The 16,280-nt window shown below is 69.4% G+C and carries 17 protein-coding genes; 9 read left to right on the forward strand and 8 right to left on the reverse strand.

The window, feature by feature from the left end:
- Positions 1 to 3: 3 nt before the first annotated feature.
- Positions 4 to 699, forward strand: coding sequence for a DUF6802 family protein (locus FB470_RS11580; RefSeq protein ID WP_306990973.1), 696 nt, complete (start codon positions 4 to 6; stop codon positions 697 to 699).
- 358 nt (positions 700 to 1,057) lie between these two features.
- Complete coding sequence (locus tag FB470_RS11585) at positions 1,058 to 2,884, forward strand: phosphoenolpyruvate carboxykinase (GTP) (RefSeq protein ID WP_306990975.1); 1,827 nt, start codon at positions 1,058 to 1,060, stop codon at positions 2,882 to 2,884.
- 412 nt (positions 2,885 to 3,296) lie between these two features.
- Here the strand turns inward: FB470_RS11585 and FB470_RS11590 are convergent, their stop codons facing one another.
- Positions 3,297 to 3,551 (reverse strand): helix-turn-helix domain-containing protein, encoded by a 255-nt coding sequence (locus FB470_RS11590; protein WP_306990977.1) that lies wholly within the window; start codon positions 3,549 to 3,551, stop codon positions 3,297 to 3,299.
- 153 nt (positions 3,552 to 3,704) lie between these two features.
- Here FB470_RS11590 and FB470_RS11595 point away from each other — a divergent pair, with 153 nt between their 5' ends.
- Positions 3,705 to 3,851: a hypothetical protein gene (locus tag FB470_RS11595; protein ID WP_306990979.1), complete on the forward strand. Its 147-nt coding sequence runs from the start codon at positions 3,705 to 3,707 to the stop codon at positions 3,849 to 3,851.
- Here the strand turns inward: FB470_RS11595 and FB470_RS11600 are convergent.
- The gene (locus FB470_RS11600) at positions 3,848 to 5,440 is read right to left on the reverse strand and encodes an alpha/beta hydrolase (RefSeq protein ID WP_306990981.1); all 1,593 of its coding nucleotides are present in this window, start codon (positions 5,438 to 5,440) and stop codon (positions 3,848 to 3,850) included. The two genes, FB470_RS11595 and FB470_RS11600, sit on opposite strands and share 4 nt — an antisense overlap.
- 193 nt (positions 5,441 to 5,633) lie before the next feature.
- Between FB470_RS11600 and FB470_RS11605 the strand changes: the two genes are divergently transcribed.
- From FB470_RS11605 to FB470_RS11615, 3 genes are read left to right on the forward strand one after another with little or no spacing between them, the layout of a single operon-like run.
- Positions 5,634 to 5,909 carry a DUF3311 domain-containing protein gene (locus tag FB470_RS11605; protein WP_306990983.1) on the forward strand — a complete coding sequence of 92 codons (276 nt, stop codon included), beginning with the start codon at positions 5,634 to 5,636 and terminating at the stop codon, positions 5,907 to 5,909.
- Positions 5,906 to 7,600, forward strand: coding sequence for a monocarboxylate uptake permease MctP (mctP, locus tag FB470_RS11610; RefSeq protein ID WP_306990985.1), 1,695 nt, complete (start codon positions 5,906 to 5,908; stop codon positions 7,598 to 7,600). The genes FB470_RS11605 and mctP overlap by 4 nt, the downstream gene beginning before the upstream one ends.
- A 10-nt stretch (positions 7,601 to 7,610) precedes the next feature.
- Entirely contained in the window at positions 7,611 to 8,168 is a 558-nt protein-coding gene (locus FB470_RS11615) for a peroxidase-related enzyme (RefSeq protein ID WP_306990986.1), read from the forward strand.
- Here FB470_RS11615 and FB470_RS11620 read toward each other — a convergent pair.
- The 4 genes from FB470_RS11620 to FB470_RS11635 form a co-directional block, all read right to left on the reverse strand.
- Positions 8,150 to 8,464 carry a hypothetical protein gene (locus FB470_RS11620; protein WP_306990988.1) on the reverse strand — a complete coding sequence of 105 codons (315 nt, stop codon included), beginning with the start codon at positions 8,462 to 8,464 and terminating at the stop codon, positions 8,150 to 8,152. The two genes, FB470_RS11615 and FB470_RS11620, sit on opposite strands and share 19 nt — an antisense overlap.
- A 2-nt stretch (positions 8,465 to 8,466) precedes the next feature.
- Entirely contained in the window at positions 8,467 to 9,396 is a 930-nt protein-coding gene (locus tag FB470_RS11625) for a bifunctional helix-turn-helix transcriptional regulator/GNAT family N-acetyltransferase (RefSeq protein ID WP_306990990.1), read from the reverse strand.
- A gap of 220 nt (positions 9,397 to 9,616) precedes the next feature.
- Positions 9,617 to 9,766 (reverse strand): hypothetical protein, encoded by a 150-nt coding sequence (locus FB470_RS11630; RefSeq protein ID WP_306990991.1) that lies wholly within the window; start codon positions 9,764 to 9,766, stop codon positions 9,617 to 9,619.
- Between the two features lie 285 nt (positions 9,767 to 10,051).
- A complete protein-coding gene (locus FB470_RS11635) occupies positions 10,052 to 11,248 on the reverse strand; it encodes an ATP-binding protein (RefSeq protein WP_306999206.1) in 1,197 nt (398 codons plus the stop codon).
- 212 nt (positions 11,249 to 11,460) lie between these two features.
- Between FB470_RS11635 and FB470_RS11640 the strand changes: the two genes are divergently transcribed.
- Positions 11,461 to 11,991: a DoxX family protein gene (locus FB470_RS11640; protein ID WP_306999208.1), complete on the forward strand. Its 531-nt coding sequence runs from the start codon at positions 11,461 to 11,463 to the stop codon at positions 11,989 to 11,991.
- Between the two features lie 110 nt (positions 11,992 to 12,101).
- Here the strand turns inward: FB470_RS11640 and FB470_RS11645 are convergent, their stop codons facing one another.
- Entirely contained in the window at positions 12,102 to 13,373 is a 1,272-nt protein-coding gene (locus tag FB470_RS11645) for an acetyl-CoA C-acetyltransferase (protein WP_306990993.1), read from the reverse strand.
- A gap of 84 nt (positions 13,374 to 13,457) precedes the next feature.
- Between FB470_RS11645 and FB470_RS11650 the strand changes: the two genes are divergently transcribed.
- Together FB470_RS11650 and FB470_RS11655 are read left to right on the forward strand one after the other, a co-directional pair.
- Positions 13,458 to 14,804 carry a 3-oxoacyl-ACP reductase gene (locus tag FB470_RS11650; RefSeq protein WP_306990994.1) on the forward strand — a complete coding sequence of 449 codons (1,347 nt, stop codon included), beginning with the start codon at positions 13,458 to 13,460 and terminating at the stop codon, positions 14,802 to 14,804.
- On the forward strand, positions 14,804 to 15,658 hold the full coding sequence (locus tag FB470_RS11655) for a MaoC family dehydratase (RefSeq protein WP_306999210.1): 855 nt from the start codon (positions 14,804 to 14,806) through the stop codon (positions 15,656 to 15,658). Before FB470_RS11650 ends, FB470_RS11655 begins: the two co-directional genes overlap by 1 nt.
- Here FB470_RS11655 and FB470_RS11660 read toward each other — a convergent pair.
- Positions 15,624 to 16,274 carry a TetR/AcrR family transcriptional regulator gene (locus tag FB470_RS11660; RefSeq protein WP_306990997.1) on the reverse strand — a complete coding sequence of 217 codons (651 nt, stop codon included), beginning with the start codon at positions 16,272 to 16,274 and terminating at the stop codon, positions 15,624 to 15,626. The two genes, FB470_RS11655 and FB470_RS11660, sit on opposite strands and share 35 nt — an antisense overlap.
- Positions 16,275 to 16,280: the final 6 nt, after the last annotated feature.

A 16,280-nucleotide genomic window follows, 5' to 3' on the forward strand; every position in this document is an offset into this window, starting at 1 on the left:
GGCGTGTGGATCGATGAGACCGGCGGGGTAGAGCCCACCGACGCCACGACCTCCGACGGTGACCTGGAGATCACGGTCGAGGGGCAGACCTACACGGCTGACGAGAACATGGACCTCAACCACGACGGGGTCAACGAGACGGTCCGCCTCGACAACGCCGACGGCACGATCACGGCGTACGTCGACACCGACGACGACGGGCACGCCGACCAGTACGTGCACACCGACACCGAGGGCAACGTCGTCGAGATGGCCCGCTACGACGAGACCACCGGCGACTGGGTCGAGGACCACGACTCCGAGGCGGGTCAGCCCGGCAGCACCGAGACCGGCCGCGCCGGCGCCATCACCGTGGACTCCTCCGACGGCACCGTCGACGTCGGCCCGGCGACCGTGGACAGCGACAACGACGGCACCGCCGACAGCGCCGTGGTGACCGACGACGCGGGCAACACCCGCGTGTTCACCGACGTCGACGGCGACGGCCAGGCCGACGTGCAGACGATCATCACGCCCGAGGGCGAGACGCACACCTACCAGCACACCGGTCCGGGCGAGTGGACCGAGACGACCAGCGGGTTCACCGCCGAGGTGCCGCCGGACAGCGACCAGCTGTGGGGCGGCAGCAGCGGCCTGCAGACCGTGGAAGGGGTCGCGAAGATCGACTCCGGCACCGGGCAGTGGATCTCCCAGAACTGAACGGAATTCCGGGCGAAAGACAGGCCCCGGTCGTCCCGCGGACGACCGGGGCCTGTCGCCGTTTCCGGGCAAAACGTGCTCCCGCTGGTATCGGCAAGATCACGGGTCCGCCGGAGAACTTTCTCCGCTACGCCGGTTCAGCGATATCTGAATCGATTCCCTGATCGTTCTTGTGAGAGAACCGACAGGTCAGGCCTCGGTTACCTGCCGTCCATCCGGCTACTCTCAGGGAATCCCAGAATTTCCATGCACACCGGTAGGGCAGCCGGTGTGCGAAGCCATTCGGTCGCCGGCGACGGAGCGCTTCCCCGGATCGGGTTCCGGTGACGCGCTCCTGCCGTCGAAGTCAGGAGAAGGAATGACTGCAGTAGCCATCCCGGGACTGGACAAGGCGCCGACGTCGCACAGCGGTGTGCTTGCGTGGGTACGGGAGGTCGCCGAGCTGACCACCCCTGACCGAGTGGTGTGGTGCGACGGCTCCGACGAGGAGGCCGAGCGCATCAACAACGAGCTGGTCGAGGCCGGCACGTTCGTCCCGTTGAAGGCGAAGCCGAACTCCTTCTGGGCCGCCTCGGACCCGAGCGACGTCGCGCGCGTCGAGGAGCGGACCTTCATCTGCTCCGAGCGGGAAGAGGACGCCGGGCCGACCAACAACTGGATGCACCCGGACGAGATGAAGGCCACCATGACCGAGCTCTACCGGGGCTGCATGCGTGGTCGGACGATGTACGTCATCCCGTTCTGCATGGGCCCGCTCGGCGACGACAAGCCGAAGCTCGGCATCGAGGTCACCGACTTCGCCTACGTCGTGGCGTCGATGCGCGTGATGACCCGCATGGGCACCAAGGCGCTGGAGAAGTTCGTCACCGAAGACGGCACCGAGCGCGAGTTCGTGCCCGCCCTGCACTCGGTCGGCAAGCCGCTGGAGCCGGGCGAGAAGGACGTGCCGTGGCCGTGCAACGACACGAAGTACATCTCGCACTTCCCGGAGAGCCGGACGATCTGGAGCTACGGCTCGGGCTACGGCGGCAACTCGCTGCTGGGCAAGAAGTGCTACTCGCTGCGCATCGCCTCGGTGATGGCGCGCGACGAGGGCTGGCTCGCCGAGCACATGCTGATCCTCAAGCTGATCTCGCCGGAGAACAAGGCGTACTACGTCGCGGCCGCGTTCCCCAGCGCCTGCGGCAAGACCAACCTGGCGATGCTGCAGCCGACCATCCCGGGCTGGCGCGCCGAGACCATCGGTGACGACATCGCGTGGATGCGGTTCGGCGAGGACGGCCGCCTGTACGCGATCAACCCCGAGTTCGGCCTGTTCGGTGTCGCGCCGGGTACCGGTGTGAAGACCAACCCGGTCGCGATGAAGACCATCGAGCGGGGCAACACGGTGTTCACCAACGTCGCGCTGACCGACGACGGCGACGTGTGGTGGGAGGGCATGACCAAGGAGGCGCCCGCCCACCTGACCGACTGGAAGGGCCGCGACTGGACGCCGGAGTCCGACGAGCCCGCCGCGCACCCGAACTCGCGGTTCTGCACGCCGATCGCGCAGGTGCCGACCCTGGCGCCGGAGTGGGACGACCCGAAGGGTGTGCCGATCTCGGCGATCCTGTTCGGCGGCCGCCGCGCCACCACGGTCCCGCTGGTGACCGAGGCCCGCGACTGGCAGCACGGCGTGTTCATGGGCGCCACCATGTCGTCGGAGAAGACCGCGGCCGCGGCCGGCAAGGTCGGTGAGGTGCGCCGTGACCCGATGGCGATGCTGCCGTTCCTCGGCTACCACGCCGGTGCGTACTTCCAGCACTGGCTGGACACCGGCAAGAACGCCGACGCGGGCAAGCTGCCGAGGATCTACTACGTGAACTGGTTCCGCCGCGGCGACGACAAGCGGTTCCTGTGGCCGGGCTTCGGCGAGAACTCGCGCGTTCTCAAGTGGATCGTCGAGCGCCTCGAGGGCAAGGCCGGTGCCGTCGAGACCCCGGTCGGGCTCGTGCCGCGCGCCGAGGACCTCGACCTGGACGGCATCACCGAGCCGGTCGAGGACGTCCAGGAGTCGCTCGCGGTCAAGGCCGACGAGTGGCGCCAGGAGATCCCGCTGATCGAGGAGTGGTTCGCCAAGATCGGCGACCGCGTGCCCTCGAGCCTGCACGACGAGCTGGCGGCGCTCAAGCAGCGCCTGGGCTGAGTGCTCTGAGCGGAACGGCCACCCCGGGAGCCCGGGGTGGCCGTTCCGTCGTTTCCGGCCCTGGTGCCCGTGGATGCTGGGTTCGGCCTGAACCTGACCGAGCCCGGGGCACGGGCGGAGTTCGTGGCCCGCGAGGTCGCGATGGGGACGAGTACCGCGCCGGGCGGTTCGAGCTGGGCCTCGGCGCGGGGTACGTGGGCGCGGAGTCCGAGGCGGCGGGCCTTCCCCGGCACCGAGCCGACCAGCAGGGTCGGCAACCGGCCGATCTCCTCCGCTCCATCGAAGGCCCGAACCGCGGCAAGCCGCCAGGCGTCGGGCACCACGACCAGTTGCACCAGCAGCCACGTGCCGGTGCGGGAGCGGAGTTCCGGCGACTTCGCTCCGGTTTCCGGTTCGCAGCCCCTGGAAAACCTCAGCCGGCCGGGACGCCGGTGATCGCGTCCCTCAGTGCGTCCAGTGGCAGGCCCACCGCATCGGCCAGCGCCACCACCGTGAAGAACGCCGGCGTCGGGATGCGGCCGGTTTCGATCTTCCTCAGCGTTTCCACCGAGACACCCGCCTCCAGAGCCACCTCGGCCATGCTGCGGGAACCGCGCGCCGCGCGCAGTGCCGCACCGAGTCGCTCGCCGCGTTCGCGTTCGGCTTCCGTCAGCGGCACTCGCACCATGAGACCAGTCTATCCGTCCACATATCCCCAGGCTGTGGACAACTCTGTGCACAGGGTGGGGACTACCGGAAAAAGGGGCATGGAAACCGCCGGACCGGCAACTCTTCCGCTGTGTCGCACGTCTCACCTACAGCAGACCGAGAGGAGGTCGTCATGGTGCTGGCCGGCGGTCTGATGTTCGTGCTCACCCTCGTCTACCTGGTCCTGTGTACGTGCACGGGCCGGTTCCGCGAACTGAAGGAAGAACTGGAGGACCCCGCCGAGAACGAGCCCGGCGGGGTCCTCGAGAGGGAGAACTAGGCGGTCGGATCGGGCAGCGGCATACCAGGCAGCGTCTGGTCCTGCGGCACGACCCCGTCCACGAGGTAGTCCTCCACAACCTTGTCCACCGCCGCGTTGCCCCCGGCGTAGATCCCGTGGTCGCCCTCACCGCTCACGGTGATCATCCGCGAACCCCGGAACGCCTGGTGCGCACGCTCGGCGCCCTCGATCGGTGTCGCCGGGTCGTGCTCCGACTGGACCATCAGCACCGGCGGCACACCCCGTCCGTTCAGCACCGGCAGCGGCTCCGGGTGGTTGTTCCAGAAGATGCACGGCTGGATCAGCCAGCCCCACCCCAGCAGCGGGTACTTCGGCCCCAGTTCCGCCGACTGCCGCACCGCGGTGTTGCGGTTGCCCAACCACGGACCCTCGTTGCACGGGATCGTCCAGAAGCTCGCGTCGTAGGCGTCGTCGTAGTCGCTCGGCACCACCAGCGGCTGCGGCCCGACCGCGTCGGTCACCGCCTTCACCTGGTCCAGTACCGCCGTCTGCTGCTGGGCCGACGCGGTGCCCTGCGTCAGGTTCCGCACGTTCACCAGGTAGTCGGCCAGCTCCGGGAAGTACTTCTTGCCGTACAACTCCGACGCGATGTAGGAGTCCAGCGCGTTGGCCGACAGCTTGGCGCCGTCCACCTCGACCGGGTTCTGCGTCAGGGCGAACCGCACCTGCTCGTACGTCTGCCGCGCCATCTCGGCCGTCGTGCCGAAGTGGTAGCGACTGTCGTACCGCGCCATCCACGGCAGGAAGTCCTCGCGCCAGCGCCGCTCGAAGCCCATCGGCTGCCAGTCGAACGACTTCTGCCAGGTCGTGGTGAACTCGGTGTTCGAGTCCAGCACGAACTTGCCCGTGCGGTCGGGGAAGGCCTGCGCGTAGTGCGCGCCCATCCACGTGCCGGCCGAGTAGCCCACCCAGTTGATCTTCTGGCGGCCCAGCAGCACGCGCAGCAGGTCGAGGTCGTCGATCGTCTGCCGGGTGTTGATGAACGGCCCGAGATCACCGGACTTCACCTGGCACGAATCCGCCGCGTACTCGGTGGCGTCCAGGATCAGCTTCAGGTTCTCCCGGCTGCGGTCCCGCGGGTCGAGGTCGCTGCCGGTGCCGACCGCGCCACCGCACGTGATGTTCGTGCTCTTGCCGGTGCCGCGCGGGTCGAACCCGATGACGTCCTGGTGCTCGCGCACCCGGGTCTGGTTGCGCAGCCGCGACGGGAACGTCCGGCCCGGCGCACCCGGCCCGCCGGGGTTCACGAACGTGCTCTCCGTCGCCTCGCCGGTCGCCTTGAGGCGGCTGACCGCGATCGTCACGTCGATGTTCTGGTCCGGGTGGTCCCAGTCCCGCGGCGACAGGTACGTCGCGCACTCGATGCCTTCGGCGCCGGCCGGCGGGGTCTGCCCGGACAGCTCGTCGGTGGTGCAGGTGTGCCAGTTCAGCGTCTGGGAGGCGTAGCGGTCCGGGATGCCGGTCGAATTCAGCGCGGGTGCGGCCGCTGCCGCCTCCGCGGGTGTGCCCGCTGCCAGCAGGGTGCCGGCCAGTGCCGGGATCACCACCGCCAAGCGCGTCCGTTTCATGATCGCCCCTTCGTCACTCGCCGCAGCCGCGCGCGTACCCCGCGGCGGCCTATTCATATCGGCCGGGCCGACCACGGGCAACCTGCGGAAGTCGGGTGTCGGCGGCGATCAAATCGATACTCGGCTACCCGTGACGCGGGGGTGGCCAGGACTTAAGGTCAACGCGCGCTGTCTTTCGTCCAAGTGAGGTCACATGTCTGGTAAAGCCCCCGGAAAGGTCACCGGGCTCCAGATCAGCCCGTGGAACCTGGTCCTGCTGGTACCCCTGCTGATGCTCGTCACGCCGTGGTTCAACTTCGACAAACCGAGAGTGCTGGGCCTGCCGTTCTTCTACTGGTTCCAGTTCCTCTGGGTGGTCATCGGTGTGGTCTCCGTGGCCATCGTGTACGTGATGACCAAGGGCAAACCGGTCGTGAAGGGCAAGCCCGACCTGCTCGGCGACGAACTGGACGAGGGTGAGGTGCGATGAGGACTTCACTGGTATTGGCGCAGGCGCCGGGCAGTGGTCTGCAATGGACCGAGCTGAGCATCTTCGTGGTGCTCTTCCTGCTGGTCAGCGTGATGGGGTTCGTGGCGTCCCGGTGGCGCGCGGCGGCGTCGCTGGACCACCTCGACGAGTGGGGGCTGGGCGGCCGCAAGTTCGGCTCGTGGATCACCTGGTTCCTGGTCGGCGGTGACCTCTACACCGCCTACACGTTCGTGGCCGTGCCCGCGCTGGTGTTCGGCGCCGGCGCACTGGGCTTCTACGCCCTGCCCTACACGGTGATCCTGTACCCGATCGTCTTCCTGCCCGCGCTGCGGATGTGGTCGGTGTCCCGCTCGCGCGGCTACGTGACGCCCGCCGACTTCGTGCGCGGCCGCTACGGCTCGCCGACGCTGGCGCTGCTGATCGCGATCACCGGCATCGTCGCCACGATGCCCTACATCGCGCTGCAGCTGGTCGGCCTGGAGGCGGTGCTGCGGACGATGGGCCTCAACGGCGGTGGCATCGCCGGTCACCTGCCGCTGCTGATCGCGTTCCTGGTGCTGGCGCTCTACACCTACCAGTCGGGCCTGCGGGCGCCGGCGCTGATCGCGTTCGTCAAGGACGGCCTGATCTACATCGTCATCCTGGTCGCGGTGTTCTACCTGCCGGCCAAGCTGGGCGGCTGGTCGCACATCTTCGACGCGAGCGCCAAGGCGCTGGCGCAGCCGAGCCCGAACACCGGGAAGCCGAAGGGCTCGATCCTGCTGACGTCCAACAACCAGCTGCAGTACATCACCCTGGCGCTGGGTTCGGCGCTGGCGCTGTTCCTGTACCCGCACTCGCTCACCGGCGTGCTCGCCTCGCGCGGCCGCAACGTGATCAAGCGGAACATGATGGCGCTGCCCGCGTACTCGTTCCTGCTGGGCCTGCTCGCGCTGCTCGGGTACGTCGCGCTGACCGCGGGCGTCAAGCCGATCACCAACGCGGCCACGGGCAACGCCGACTCCAACACCGTGGTGCCGGTCCTGTTCGACACCCAGTTCCCGTCCTGGTTCGCGGGCATCGCGTTCGCCGCGATCGGGATCGGCGCACTGGTGCCCGCCGCGATCATGTCGATCGCCGCGGCGAACCTGTGGACCCGCAACATCTACAAGGAGTACTTCAAGCGCGACGCCACCCCGGCGCAGGAGGCCAAGCAGGCCAAGATCGCGTCGCTGGTCGTCAAGTTCGGCGCGGTCGCGTTCATCCTGTTCATCGACCCGCAGTTCTCGATCGACCTGCAGCTCATCGGTGGCGTGCTGATCCTGCAGACGCTGCCGTCGGTGGCGATCGCGCTGTACACGCGGTGGTTCCACCGGTGGGGCCTGATCGCGGGCTGGGTCGTGGGCATGGCGTGGGGCGTCGCGATGCTGTACGCGATCCCGAACCCGAACACCAAGCGCGCCCACTTCGGTGGTTCCGCGCTGCCGCTGACCGACCTGTCGATCTTCGGCTGGCACCCGTTCGCCGGCTCGGCGGTCCAGATCTACCCTGGGTTCGTGGCGCTGGTCGCGAACATCGTGGTGGCGGTGATCGTCACGGTGATCGCCCGGAGCCTGAAGGTCTTCAACGGCACCGACGACACCGAAGGCACGGACTACCACGCCGACGAGCACGACAAGGACCTGCGCCCCATCGGCGCGGCGCACCACTAGGAGGTAACCCGTGGACAGCCGGTTCGGTGTCACCGAGCTCGAAGACCTGCCCGAGGACCTGCGGGAACGCATCGGCGTGATCGCGGAGAAGTCGGGGTTCGTGCCGAACGTCTTCCGTGCTCTGGGACACCGGCCGGCTGAACTGCGGGCCTTCCTCGACTACCACGACGCCCTGATGGAACGCTCCGACGGCCTGAGCAAGGCCGAGCGGGAGCTGGTCGTGGTCGCCACGTCGGGGGCGAACCACTGCACGTACTGCGTGGTCGCCCACGGCGCGATCCTGCGGATCCGGGCGAAGGACCCGGAGCTGGCCGACCGGGTCGCGACGAACCCGTGGCAGGTCGAGCTGGACGAGCGGGGCCGGGCGATCGTCGACCTGGCGCTCGCGCTGTGCCGCGAACCGGAGCAGTTCGGCGAGGCCCACCTCGAGGCGGCGCGCAAGGCCGGGCTGACCGAGGACGAGATCTGGGACATCGGCTCGATCACCGCGTTGTTCGCGATGTCCAACCGGCTGGCGCACCTGACCGCGCTGCGGCCGAACCCGGAGTTCTACGGGATGGGCCGGTAGAGCCGGTCGTGCAGGTCGCGCTGCACCTCGTACTTGCGCAGCAGCCTGCCGAGCAGCCTTGCCCACCACTTCGCGGGGTGGCGGTAGGCGCGGACCCACAGTGACGGGACGCGGTCCGGGATGCGCGGGTCGGCCTTCGGGCGGAACCGGTCGCCGGTGAGGATCACGGTCGGGTGCCCGCGGGGGCAGGCCGTGGTCACCGAGATGACTCCGGGCGTCAGGTTGTGCACCCACTCGACCTCGTCGATGCCCATCAGGGTGCGGGTCTCGCAGGTTTCGCAGTAGACGACGAACATCGCTACAACTCCAGCCGCCACGTCTCGCCGACGAGGTCGTGACCGAAGCTGTGGTGGGGTGCCGAGTCGACGAGTTCGAACCCCGCCCGCCGGTAGATGTTCCGCGCGGCCGTCAGGACGCTGTTGGTCCACAGTTCCATCGCGGTGTAGCCGTGCGCCCGCGCGAAGGCGAGGCACTCGTCCACCAGGCGCGTGCCGACGCCGTGGCCGCGGGCGTGCGGTTCGACGAGCAGCAGGCGCAGTTTCGCGGTCGTGTCATCCGGGCCGCGCACGCAGAACACGCAGCCCACGCGTTCCCCGTCGAGCTCGGCGATCCAGGCGGCCTCGCGGGCCGGGTCCCGGTGGTCGAGGTAGTCGGCGACGATCCGGGCGACCAGGGCTTCGTAGGTGGCGTCCCAGCCGTACTCCTGGGCGTAGATCGCGCCGTTGCGCTGGACCACCCAGCCGAAGTCGCCGGGGCGCGGCGGGCGCAGCACGAGCGCGGGCTTGGTCCGGCGTTCGCCGACCAGACGGGTGATCGTGCGCATCGACGTGACCAGGCGGTGCTGGTCCTCGTCGGTGAGCCGGCCGAGGAGTTCACCGATCTGGGTGGTGGTGCGGTCCTCGAGGACCTGCTGTTCGGCGCGGCCGGTGTCGGTGAGGCGGACGAGCTGGCGACGGCCGTCGGTCTCGTGCCGTTCGCGGACGAGGAGACCGCGCGCCTCGAGGCGGCCGAGCAGCCGGCTGGCGTACCCGGCGTCCATGTCGAGGCGGCGGCGCAGTTCGGTGACCTCGGTGACGCCCTCCTGGGCGAGCTCGTAGAGGACGCGGGCCTCGCTGAGGGAGTAGTCGCTGCCGACCAGTCCTTCGTCGAGGACCCCGATCAGGCCGGTGTAGAGCCGGTTGAAGGCGCGGACCTGGGTGACGCGTTCGAGCAGGGCACGGTCGTTCATTGACCACCTCAGCAAACTCGTTGACTGAGTCAAAGACTACTCGCGCAGACCGCGGGCGCAACGGGTTTTCGAGGGGTTCGTCCGAGGTGGGGACCCGGGAAATTGGAAACCCCGTGATGCTGCCAGGTCGGGGGTCCGCCAGCATCACGGGGTCATCTGGGGTATCGCCACTTCCCCTGGTGGCGTTACAACCTGATCTATTTGTGGCCTAGGTCACGCTTCAGCGCAAGTTGGACTGACGCGCCTGGGCGATGGCGATCAGTTCCTGGCGGACCGTGGCGGAACCGGCGGTGTCGATCGCGCGGCTCAGCGCCCGGCGGTTGCGCGCCTCGACGCGGCGGGCTCGGAGCTTGGCGGCGATGTTGCTCATCGGTGTTCGCATCCCTCATGCATCTCGACTGGCCGTGCTTCCAGTATGCGCCTTTTTTCACAAAGTCGCCAACGATTGTCCGGTGACGTGGCGCACTTGCCTACGAATCATCGGCTCGTGCCCGATCTTGCGGAAGATCAACCTTTCTAGCTCAATAGTTAGACAAGGCTAGAAAGCGATATCCGCGGCCGCCCGGGACACGTCCACCAGCAGTGCCCGGATGCCGTGCGGCCCTTCGGCGACGCACCGAGGAGCACCAGCGGGAGATCGCCGGGGAGTTCGAGCTCAGTCGGCCGCGCGGCTGAGCAGGTAGTGCCCGAAGTGCGGCACCGTGAACGCGATGTGCCCGCGCTCGGCGGAGTACACCAGCCCCTTCTTCATCAGCGAGTCCCGCGCCGGCGAGAGTGACGAGGGCTTGCGGCCCAGGTAGACGGCGACGTCGGAGGTGCCCGCGCTCTCGTCGCGGCCCTGGGTCAGCTCCGCCATCGCCCGCAGGTACTCGCGTTCGGCGGGGGTGGCGCGTTCGTAGCGCGAGCCGAAGAAGCCGACGGCCAGTTCCTGCTCGGCCTCGGGGGCTGCGACCTGCACGTCCTGGACCGTGATCGGGTCGTCGGGTGCGGCGTCCCAGGCGGCCTTCGCGTAGGCCTGGATGAAGTACGGGTAGCCGCCGGAGGCGTCGAACAACGCGTCCAGCGCCTCGGGCTCGATGCCGGCGTCCTCGCGCTCGATCGGCGCCAGCACCGCCCGGTCGGCGTCCTCGCGGCTGAGCCGGTCGATCCGCACGTAGCGGAACAGCCGCTCCGAGTACGACTTCGACGCCGACAACACCGCCGGCACGTGCGGCAGGCCCGCCCCGACCACCACCAGCGGCGCCCCGGACTGCGACAGCTCGTGGCACGCCGCGCACAGCGCCGACACGTCGACCGGCTGCAGGTCCTGGATCTCGTCGATCAGCAGCGCCACGCCCGTCCCGACGTCCGCGGCCAGCTCCGCCACGTCGGTGAACAGCTCGACGAGGTCGATCTCGATGTCCCCCGAATCGGCGCGGCCCTGCGCGGCCGGCACGTCGATCCCGGGCTGCCAGCGGTCGCGCAGCTTCGCGTCCGCCTTGTTCGACCGCAGCGCAAACGCTTTCAGCACGCCGAGGACCTCTTCGACCCGGTCCGGCGCCCGGTGCCGCACGGCCAGGTCGCGGATCGCGCGGTGCAGGGCCGCCGACAGCGGTCGTCGCAGTTCCGCGTCCGGCCGCGCCTCGATCTTGCCGGCGCCCCACCGGTGCTTGACCGCCATCGACCGCAGCTCGCCGAGCAGCACGGTCTTGCCCACGCCGCGCAAGCCGGTGAGCACCATGCTGCGTTCCGGACGGCCGCGAGCGACCCGTTGCAACACCACTTCGAACGCGGTCAGCTCGCGTTCGCGGCCCGCCAGCTCCGGCGGCCGCTGCCCGGCGCCCGGCGCGAACGGGTTGCGGATCGGGTCCACCATGTCAACGTATCGGCGTATCTAGCGCGACCCCGATATTTGCGCAGAAACCCGTATCGGCGTGTCGCTACTCCTCTCTAACTCTCTCTAGAATCAGGACTATAGAGAGGTAGAGGCCGTTAGGGACCGTCAGAAACGGGTAGGCCTGGGCCAGTGACATGTCGCAACCGAGGAAGGCGAGGACCGTGATCTTGCGTCGACTGGCCCGGCCCATGCTGGCCGGCATCTTCATCTACGGCGGCATCAACGCGCTCCGCCAGGCCGAAGGGCACGCCGAGGCGGCCAAACCCGTCCTCGACAAGGTCGGCGAGCAGAGCGACAAGCTCCCGGACGCCATCCCGACCGACCCGGTGAGCCTGGTCAAGATCGACGCGGGGGTGAAGATCGCGGCCGGTACGCTGCTCGCCCTGAACAAGTTCCCCCGTCTGTCTTCGCTCGCGCTGATCGGCAGTCTCGTGCCGACCACGGTCGCCGGCCACCCGTTCTGGGAGGCCAAGGACCCGCAGGAGAAGCAGCAGCAGCTGATCCACCTGCTCAAGAACGCCGGCCTCGCGGGTGGCCTGCTGATCGCCGCCGCCGACACCGAGGGCAAACCGTCGCTGGGCTGGCGCGCCCGCCGCGCCGCCGACAAGGCGAGCAAGCAGGCCCAGAAGGCGACCGAGAAGGCGAGCAAGCAGGCGCACAAGGCGTCCAAGCAGATCCAGTCCACGGCCTCGTCGGCGCGTGACGCTCTGCCGGTCTGACCGAGCAGGCGGGCCATCAGGTCGCGGCGACTGCGCACGCCGACCTCGTCGAACACCGACCGCCTGTGCACGGACAGCAGGAGCGGCGGCCGGCGTCGATCAGCTCGGCCTCACCTCTCCAGGATCGCCGTGACGCCCTGTCCGCCCGCCGCGCAGATCGAGATCAGGCCACGCCCGGAGCCCTTCTCGTGCAGCAGCTTCGCCAGCGTGGCCACGATCCGGCCGCCGGTCGCCGCGAACGGGTGCCCGGCGGCCAGCGACGAGCCGTTGACGTTCAGCTTCGAGCGGTCGATCGCGCCGAGCGGCTGGTCGAGCCCCAGCTTCTCCTTGGCGAAGGCCGGGCTCTCCCACGCCTTCAACGTCGCGAGCACCTGGGAGGCGAACGCCTCGTGGATCTCGTAGAAGTCGAAGTCCTGCAGCGTCAGGCCCGCCTTGGCGAGCATCCGCGGCACCGCGTAGGCGGGGGCCATCAGCAGGCCCTCGCCGCCGTGCACGTAGTCCACGGCGGCGGTCTGGGAGAACGTCAGGTACGCCAGCACCGGCAGGTTGCGCTCGGCCGCCCACTCCTCGGTCGCCAGCAGGACCGTCGACGCGCCGTCGGTGAGCGGCGTCGAGTTGCCCGCGGTCATGGTGCCGTCGCGACCGCCGAACACCGGCTTGAGCTTGGCGAGCTTCTCCGCCGTCGAGTCCGGGCGCAGGTTCTGATCGCGGGACAGGCCGAGGAACGGCGTCACCAGGTCGTCGAAGAACCCGCGCTCGTAGGCCGCGGCGAGGCGCTGGTGGCTGGTCGCGGCCAGGACGTCCTGGTCCTCCCGCGAGATCTCCCACTCCTTCGCGGTCAGCGCCGCGTGCTCGCCCATCGACAGGCCCGTGCGCGGCTCGGCGTTGCGCGGGATCTCCGGCACGATCTGGCCGGGGCGGATCTTGGCCAGCAGCTTGAGCCGCTGCCCCACCGTCTTGGCGGCGTTGACGCGCACCAGGATGCGGCGCAGGTCGTCGTTCACCGCGAGCGGGGCGTCGGAGGTGGTGTCCACGCCGCCGGCGATCGCGGAGTCGATCTGGCCGAGCGCGATCTTGTTGGCCACGTTGATGATCGCCTGCAGCCCGGTGCCGCACGCCATCTGCACGTCCGAGGCCGGCGTCTCCGGCGAGAGCTTGCTGCCCAGGACGCTTTCGCGGGCCAGGTTGAAGTCGCGGGCGTGCTTGAGCACGGCACCGGCCGCCACCTCACCGATGCGTTCACCCTGCAGCGCGAACCGGCTCACCAGGCCGTCCAGTGCGGCGGTGAGCATGTCCTGGTTGGACGCGCTGGCGTAGCGGCCGTTCGACCGCGCGAACGGGATGCGGTTGCCGCCGACGATGGCGACGCGACGGACGTCCATGAACTTTCCTCCCACTGCGGTGGTGAGCCTCGGATGACAGTGTAACCTACTCGTGAGTAGGTAAGCTCGGTAAGGAGGCACGTGATGGCCGACCGGTATCAGCAGTTCACCAAGACGCCGATCGGGAAGTTCCTGGTGCCCAAGCTCGGGCTGCCCAACCCGCCGGTCCTGCGCCGGTACCGGCCCGGCCAGGCCCCTCTCGATGGTCCCGCACTTTTCGGCGGCGCGCCCGGTGGACGGCTCGAGAAGACGGTGAAGACGCAGCTCGCGGGCGCCGGCATCACCGTGCTGGGCGAGCCGGCGGGCGGCGACCAGCGCTACGGCGCGCTCGTGTTCGACGCCACCGGCATCACCGACCCGGCCCAGCTGCGCGAGATGTACCTGTTCTTCCACCCGGTGATCCGCAAGGTCGGGTACTGCGGACGGGTGGTCGTGCTCGGCACCCCGCCCGAGCTCGCCGACGGCCGGGAGCGGATCGCCCAGCGCGCGCTCGAAGGGTTCACCCGTTCGGTCGGCAAGGAGCTCAAGCGCGGCGCGACCGCCCAGCTCGTCTACGTCGCCGCCGGGGCCGAGGAGGCCGCCGAATCGACGCTGCGGTTCCTGCTGTCCGCCAAGTCGGCGTTCGTGGACGGCCAGGTGATCCGCGTCGGTACCACCGGCACGCCCGCGGTGCCCGCGATCGAGAACTGGGAGAAGCCGCTGGACGGCAGGGTCGCCCTGGTCACCGGCGCCTCCCGCGGCATCGGCGCGGCGATCGCCGGGGTGCTGGCCCGCGACGGCGCGCACGTGGTCGGCCTGGACATCCCGGCACAGGGCGGCGACCTGTCCGAGGTCGCCAACGAGATCGGCGGCTCGGCGCTGCAGCTCGACATCACCGCCGCGGACGCGCCGGACAAGCTCGCGACCTACCTGAAGGAGCGGCACGGCGGCGTCGACGTCGTGGTCCACAACGCCGGCATCACCCGCGACAAGACGCTCGGCAACCTGACCGAGGCCGCGTGGGACGCGGTGATCACGGTCAACCTGGCCGCGCAGCTCGCCGTGAACGACAAGCTGCTGGCCGAGAAGGTGCTCAAGCCCAACGGCCGGATCATCGGCGTCTCGTCGATCGCCGGGATCGCGGGCAACGTGGGCCAGACCAACTACGGCACCAGCAAGGCGGGCGTGATCGGCATGGTGGCCGACGGCGCGCCGAAGCTCGCCGAGTACGGCGCCACGATCAACGCCGTCGCGCCCGGGTTCATCGAGACGCAGATGACCGCGGCGGTGCCGCTGTTCATCCGCGAGGCCGGACGGCGGCTGTCCAGCCTCGGCCAGGGCGGTCTGCCGGTCGACGTCGCCGAGACGATCGCCTGGTACGCCAACCCGGCTTCGGCCGCGGTGAACGGCAACGTGGTCCGCGTGTGCGGCCAGGCTCTGCTGGGGGCGTGATGACGGTCAAGGAGATCCGCGAGGCGCCGAAACTGGCGCCCCTGTACGCCAAGGCGTTGCTGCCGCACAGCGGTGGCGGCGGGCTGCCGGACACCGAGTACGTGCGCGCGGGCATCGAGTTCGACCCCGCGCACGTCGCCGCGTACAACCAGGTCTGCGGCTTCCGGCTGGGCGACGAGCTGCCGGTGACCTACCCGCACATGCTCGCGTTCCCGTTGCAGATGGCGCTGATGACGCAGCCGGACTTCCCGTTCCCGTTGCTGGGCATGGTGCACGTGGCCAACCGGATCACGCGGCGGCGTCCGGTGCGGCTGACCGACACCGGCACGATGCGGGTGCGCGCGGAGAACCTGCGGCCGCACGAAAAGGGCCGCCAGTTCGACGTGATCAGCGAGTACACCACCGCCGACGGTCCGATTTGGACAGAGGTGAGCACGTACCTGCGGCGCGGTGGCGGCGAGGGCGGCGGCAAGCGCGAGCAGCTCGCGGCGCCCGCGCCCAAGGCGATCTGGCGGGTGCCCGGCGACATCGGGCGCCGCTACGCCGAGGTGTCCGGCGACCGCAACCCGATCCACCTGCACCCGTTGACCGCGAAGCTCTTCGGGTTCCCGTCGGCGATCGCGCACGGCATGTGGACCAAGGCGCGCGTGCTGGCCGCGTTCGAGGGCAGGCTGCCGGACGCCTACACGGTCGACGTGAAGTTCAAGCTGCCCGTGCTGCTGCCGGCGAAGGTCGCCTTCACGTCGTGGCAGACGGGCGACGGGTGGGCGTTCGAACTGTGGGCGGCGCAGAAACCGAAGCCGCACCTGGAGGGGACGATCACTCCTCCGGATGCCACACCGAACCCTCGATGAGGTCGTTGAACCCCAGCCACACGAGGTTCATCAGCCACGACGCGAGCACTCCGTCGGACACCTCGGAGTGATCGAGCCACCAGTCGGCCAGCGACTCGGCGGCGCCCACGAGAGCCACGGCGAGGGCCGGGCCGGAGAACTCGGCCCGGCCCCCCAGGCCCTTCTTCATGCCCGCGGTGACCACCAGTGCCGTGACCACCTCGATGGCGCGCGAGCGCAGCACGGTGATCTCGTCGGCGAACTGGCCGCCCACCGTCAGTGCCTGGCGGTGCAGCACCGTCCAGGAGTCCCGGTACTCGGCGACGAAGCGGTAGAACGAGCGCAACCCGTGCCACAGCTGCATGTCCGGTGGCAGTTCCGAGCGGATGCCGTCGCGCACCGCCTCCAGCAGCCGGCCCGCCTCGCGGCGGATGCACTTGGCGAACAGGTCCTCCTTGGCGCCCAGGTAGGAGTAGATCATCGGCTTGGACACGCCGGCGACGTCGGAGATCTCGTCCATGGACGCGGAGTGGTAGCCGTGCCGCGAGAACACCTCGACGGCGGCGTCCAGGATCTGCCGCTCGCGCACGGCTCTGGGCAACCGCCGCGACCGCGGGGCCTTCACTTCCTCCGTCACGCCGAC

Source organism: Amycolatopsis thermophila (genome assembly GCF_030814215.1).
Lineage (GTDB): Bacteria > Actinomycetota > Actinomycetes > Mycobacteriales > Pseudonocardiaceae > Amycolatopsis_E > Amycolatopsis_E thermophila.

Bases quoted from the DNA above. Each gene is read 5' to 3' on its own strand.
- FB470_RS11605 (WP_306990983.1), top strand. From the start codon at position 5,634: ATGTCTGGTAAAGCCCCCGGAAAGGTCACCGGGCTCCAGATCAGCCCG.
- FB470_RS11590 (WP_306990977.1), bottom strand. From the start codon at position 3,551: ATGGTGCGAGTGCCGCTGACGGAAGCCGAACGCGAACGCGGCGAGCGA.
- FB470_RS11600 (WP_306990981.1), bottom strand. From the start codon at position 5,440: ATGAAACGGACGCGCTTGGCGGTGGTGATCCCGGCACTGGCCGGCACC.
- FB470_RS11640 (WP_306999208.1), top strand. From the start codon at position 11,461: ATGCTGGCCGGCATCTTCATCTACGGCGGCATCAACGCGCTCCGCCAG.
- FB470_RS11655 (WP_306999210.1), top strand. From the start codon at position 14,804: ATGACGGTCAAGGAGATCCGCGAGGCGCCGAAACTGGCGCCCCTGTAC.
- FB470_RS11595 (WP_306990979.1), top strand. From the start codon at position 3,705: ATGGTGCTGGCCGGCGGTCTGATGTTCGTGCTCACCCTCGTCTACCTG.
- FB470_RS11630 (WP_306990991.1), bottom strand. From the start codon at position 9,766: ATGAGCAACATCGCCGCCAAGCTCCGAGCCCGCCGCGTCGAGGCGCGC.
- FB470_RS11645 (WP_306990993.1), bottom strand. From the start codon at position 13,373: ATGGACGTCCGTCGCGTCGCCATCGTCGGCGGCAACCGCATCCCGTTC.
- FB470_RS11650 (WP_306990994.1), top strand. From the start codon at position 13,458: ATGGCCGACCGGTATCAGCAGTTCACCAAGACGCCGATCGGGAAGTTC.
- FB470_RS11625 (WP_306990990.1), bottom strand. From the start codon at position 9,396: ATGAACGACCGTGCCCTGCTCGAACGCGTCACCCAGGTCCGCGCCTTC.
- mctP (WP_306990985.1), top strand. From the start codon at position 5,906: ATGAGGACTTCACTGGTATTGGCGCAGGCGCCGGGCAGTGGTCTGCAA.
- FB470_RS11585 (WP_306990975.1), top strand. From the start codon at position 1,058: ATGACTGCAGTAGCCATCCCGGGACTGGACAAGGCGCCGACGTCGCAC.
- FB470_RS11620 (WP_306990988.1), bottom strand. From the start codon at position 8,464: ATGTTCGTCGTCTACTGCGAAACCTGCGAGACCCGCACCCTGATGGGC.